Genomic DNA, 4,333 nt, shown 5'->3' on the forward strand with positions numbered 1-4,333 from the left:
TTAAAAAGTAAAATCTTTTATGATAAATAATAAGACACGGCAAATGATTTAATTTTACTTGCCGTTTTTACTGTGCCGTGTACGACGATTTGCTAAGAGCTGAGCGTTCTTTCGGGGGCATATAATTGGTGACAAGTTAAGAGTAAGGAACTTACCTGTAGCTAATATATAGCTCCTAGTCACTTTGGCCCAACCACCATTACCAATGATAGACCCGGTCCGGTGGGTTTCGTATTTCTACCAGGAGGCTCTAAGGGTTACTTCAAGGGAGTCGCCAGCCCGATCCCAGGTTAACTAAACTAAGATCACCGCATATGGAACCCAATCTATGTGGATGTAGGAGATCAGGTAGCGAACTGATCGCTACCTGTCTACAGCTATTTTTGAGCATTTATTGTGGAGAATTCCAGGTATTGTTGTCTCTATCGGTATCTGGATAGTGAACTTTAGGATCTAATACTACCGATTTTATAGCAGAGGTAGAATTATATTTAAAGGTCCATTTGCCCCCGCGCTGCCAAATTTCTACAGGCAGTTTGATAGTAGAAGATTTACCATTTTGTTCCGTAATTTCGGCGGTTACGGGTAATGCCATTTCACCTAGGTTCTCGATAGTAATAAGTGCCCCATTGGCTACATTGTCATCTACATATTTTACGCTAGAAACGGCTTGGTCCAGTGTCCAAGTTGTAAAGAACCATTCTTTCCAGAACCAACCTAAATCTTCGCCGGCCGCGTTGTCCATCGCACGGAAGAAATCGCTTGGCTGTGGGTGCTTAAATGCCCAATTTTTGATATAAAACCTAAAGGCATAGTCAAACCTTTCGGGGCCAAGAACATCATTTCGTAAAATATCAAGCGCCAACGAAGTTTTGTAATAATAAAGGCCTACATCCCTGAAACCCATAGATTCAGGTGGCGTCATCAATGGATCTGTGGCGCCACTCATCATACGACCCATTCCAGGTGAAATACTGGGGTAAGACGCATCGCCATATTCGCCATTATTAAAAGATGTAGATGCAAAACCATTAATAAAGGTATTTAAACCTTCGTCTTGCCACATAAAACGTCTTTCATTGCTGCCCACAATCATTGGAAACCAGTTGTGCCCTATCTCGTGTGTCACATCGTGCCAAAGGTTGGCGTTTTTAATTTTGTAACTACAAAATATGATTCCGGGGTATTCCATTCCCAATGCGACTCCGGCAACTACTACCGCAGAGTTCCAGGGGTATTCAAAATAGGTTTTAGAATAAAATTCAATGCTTTGTTTTAAATACTGTGTAGATCGTCCATAACCCTCATATCCCTGGCTTTCTATTGGGTATACCGCCATGGCAATTCCTTTTCTGCCTGAAGGGAAATTAATTCTTGCCGCATCCCAACGGAAAGCTTTTGAAGCCGTCCAGGAAATATCGCGGGAATTTTCCATTTTAAAATGCCAGGTTAAAACGCCATTTTGTTTAGGCCTAGTAGAAGCGACACCCACTTCATTTTCTTTAATTATTTGTACGGTACTATCACTTTTGCGTGCCTCATCCAATCTTTTTAGTTCTGTAGTGGTGAGTACTTCCTGTGGGTTTTGCAATACGCCGGACCCGGCAACAATCATATTTGATGGGGCGGTGATATAGTAATCGAAATTACCATATTCACAATAAAATTCACCTTGACCCATATAGGGTAGAATATTCCAACCCCTTACATCATCGTATACACACATGCGCGGATACCATTGTGCTAATTGATAGATTACTCCGTTTTTAGTGTAAAGTCTTCCCATTCTGTCTGCTCCATATTGAGGAATGGAGAAGGAATATTTTACATTGACAACAATTTTGTCGCCATTAGGTTTTATCGCAAATGGCAGTCTAAGCTGCATACGCGTATCAGTAATTACAGGATTAATTTCGTAAGTTTTTCCTTTGTAGGTTACGGAGGCCGATTGAATGTGTTCGCCTCCTTTTTTATATCCCTTTACATCGAAACGATCGCCGGAAACCAAAGTAGTTGCTGCTCCGCGAGATGCGGGATTAAAAAGATTTTGATCAATCTGAAGCCACAGGAAACCTAAGGAATTAGGACTGTTATTGGTATAATTAATATGAACTTCTCCCTGTAGTAAAGTATCTTGTTCATTTAGCGTGGCATGTATTTCGTAATTAGCACTGTTTTGCCAATATTTTGGCCCTGGAGTTCCGTCTGCACTTCGATATTCGTTTCCATTATGTGTGAAGAAGAATGGTGTAAAAAGTTGATGCTGATCATACTTCGATACCGATTGTGCAAAAGATGATTGTGGTAAAACAATGGATGCAAGCAAACAAATGCATAAAAATTTGAAACGTTTCATTTTTAGAAATTTGAGATTATTGTACTTAATATTAGAATTATCTGTCAGTAGACTTGCCTAAAGCAGTTATTCTTGTTTTAAAATGAATGATATCCTCTCGAGAAAGCTTTTTCCTTATTTGGATTAACTGTGTTATTTCATCTTCCAGCTTATGATTTATATCGCTTGGATATGGTGCTCCAGCTCCGAGGTTTTCTGGCCAAAGGAGCGCTTCCTGCACTTTTTGAAGAGCCACTTTATAATTTTGTTTTTGATATGCTTGCAGGGCGAGCATTAATTTCGTTTGTTCGTAAAATGAATGTCCGTCTGACGCGCCTTCAAAAGGGAGGACATTTATTTTGTTTAAAAATTTTTCTGCCGCTTCATAGTTATTGTTCAGCATCAGACAGCGAATATACAATAACCCGGCAATATAATTATCGGGATGTTGTTTAGAATAATCTTCAATTGTTTGGAGTGCTTCTTCGTTTTTTTGCCGCGTTATTAGATATTTTGTTAAGTACTTCAGATAACGCCAATCACCGGTATTTAATGATACCGCTCGTTTATAATCGTTTAAAATAGATACCGTATCTGTTGGATCGCGCAATTGAGCTCGAGTTATATACAATGGCCCGAAATTCACAGTGTCTGAAACCATTTTGAGCAATTGCATGGCTTTTCCTTTTTGATTTCTGCTTGCCAATATCAATGCTTGATAATAAACGGGCTTCCAGTTATCTGTGTTTTCGATTGCCCATTTCATTACGACAGCACTTTGCTGTCTGAATGGAAAAACCATTTGAGCTGTGCCGGCATTTGCTTTGGCAAGTAATATTTCTTTACTTGCATTATTTCTATTTAACCATGCCTGCCAGTATAACATCTCATCATCTTTTTGGGGTGCTATTTCCAAAATGGTTTTACTTTCTTCTGGCAAATTTAATTGATTGTACCAAATGGCTAGTGCAAGATATGTTTGTTGAGGTAATTCACTGCGGATTAAGGAGGTGAAAGCGTTTTTTGTGGTGACATTTTTATTTTCCCAATATTGTTCGAATCTAACAAAGTCATTTAAGGGATCGATACTTGAAATAAGTTTCCTCAGCATAACTGCGACCTTCTTTTTGTGCATTAGCCTCGCACTCACACATTGAAGTTGTAATGCAGTAATATTATTTGCATTGGCAATGAGGGCCTTTGAGGCATCTTCAAAAGCTTGTAAATAGTTACTCTTTTGCAGTTGCATTTTACTTAATTCTGTGTAAGCCGCAGTTCTATATTGAGGTGTAATTGTTGCCACCTGAAATCCGTCTTCCGCGTCATACCATTTATTTAATTTCAGTGCGGCAATGGCATAATAGTAATTAGCTTTTGGATTATATGTGTCGATACTTAATGCTAAACGCGCGAAATAAAATGCAGAATCGTAATTTAATTTTCGGTATTGCAACAAAGACATTTCTGTGAGTGCCGGCATAAAACTTGGTTCTTTTTGAAGTGAAGCCATAATGTTTTTTTCTGCTTCGGCGTAATAATGCTGCCCCGTCTGATAATGCCCTTTAACATAAAATCCGTAAGCCGAATTCCAGTTGAAGTTCTTAAATGCTGTCAGAGGGCGGCTTAATTGTTTTGCAGTGCTATCCAGCATATTTATTTCGCTACCTGCGAGTATTATCCTCCCAATTGTTGTGGTGTTTTTAAGGGGGATTTTTTGTTGAAATGATTGCAACGGTAGTAACGAAACTTTTTGTTTCAAAAGTATTTTGCCCTTTTTATCCCAAACTTTTAAAGTGTCATTAATATAACTCACGGGAGAAATAAAAATGGTAGCAACACCATTGTTTTGCTTTATATTAATGACCCCATTCAAATCGGCAGAAACAACGCCTTCGGTATTTTGGTAAGGATACCAGTATTCGTTCCAGATATCAGTATTGTACGGAAAAAAGCTAATTTGTTTAAATGGAGAAAGGACACTTTCCGGTGCGTTTTGAT

2 protein-coding genes are annotated in these 4,333 nt (G+C 38.8%); both read right to left on the reverse strand.

Going from position 1 to position 4,333, the window contains the following annotated elements; genetic code table 11:
• Positions 1 to 391: 391 nt before the first annotated feature.
• The gene (locus ACQR30_RS18230; protein WP_429737234.1) at positions 392 to 2,356 is read right to left on the reverse strand and encodes a M1 family metallopeptidase; all 1,965 of its coding nucleotides are present in this window, start codon (positions 2,354 to 2,356) and stop codon (positions 392 to 394) included.
• A 37-nt stretch (positions 2,357 to 2,393) separates the two neighbouring features.
• A partial coding sequence (locus ACQR30_RS18235; RefSeq protein ID WP_429737235.1) for a tetratricopeptide repeat protein occupies positions 2,394 to 4,333 on the reverse strand: 1,940 nt, incomplete at its 5' end.

Origin of the sequence: Arachidicoccus sp. (assembly GCF_050436765.1) — a bacterium.
Classification (GTDB): domain Bacteria; phylum Bacteroidota; class Bacteroidia; order Chitinophagales; family Chitinophagaceae; genus Arachidicoccus.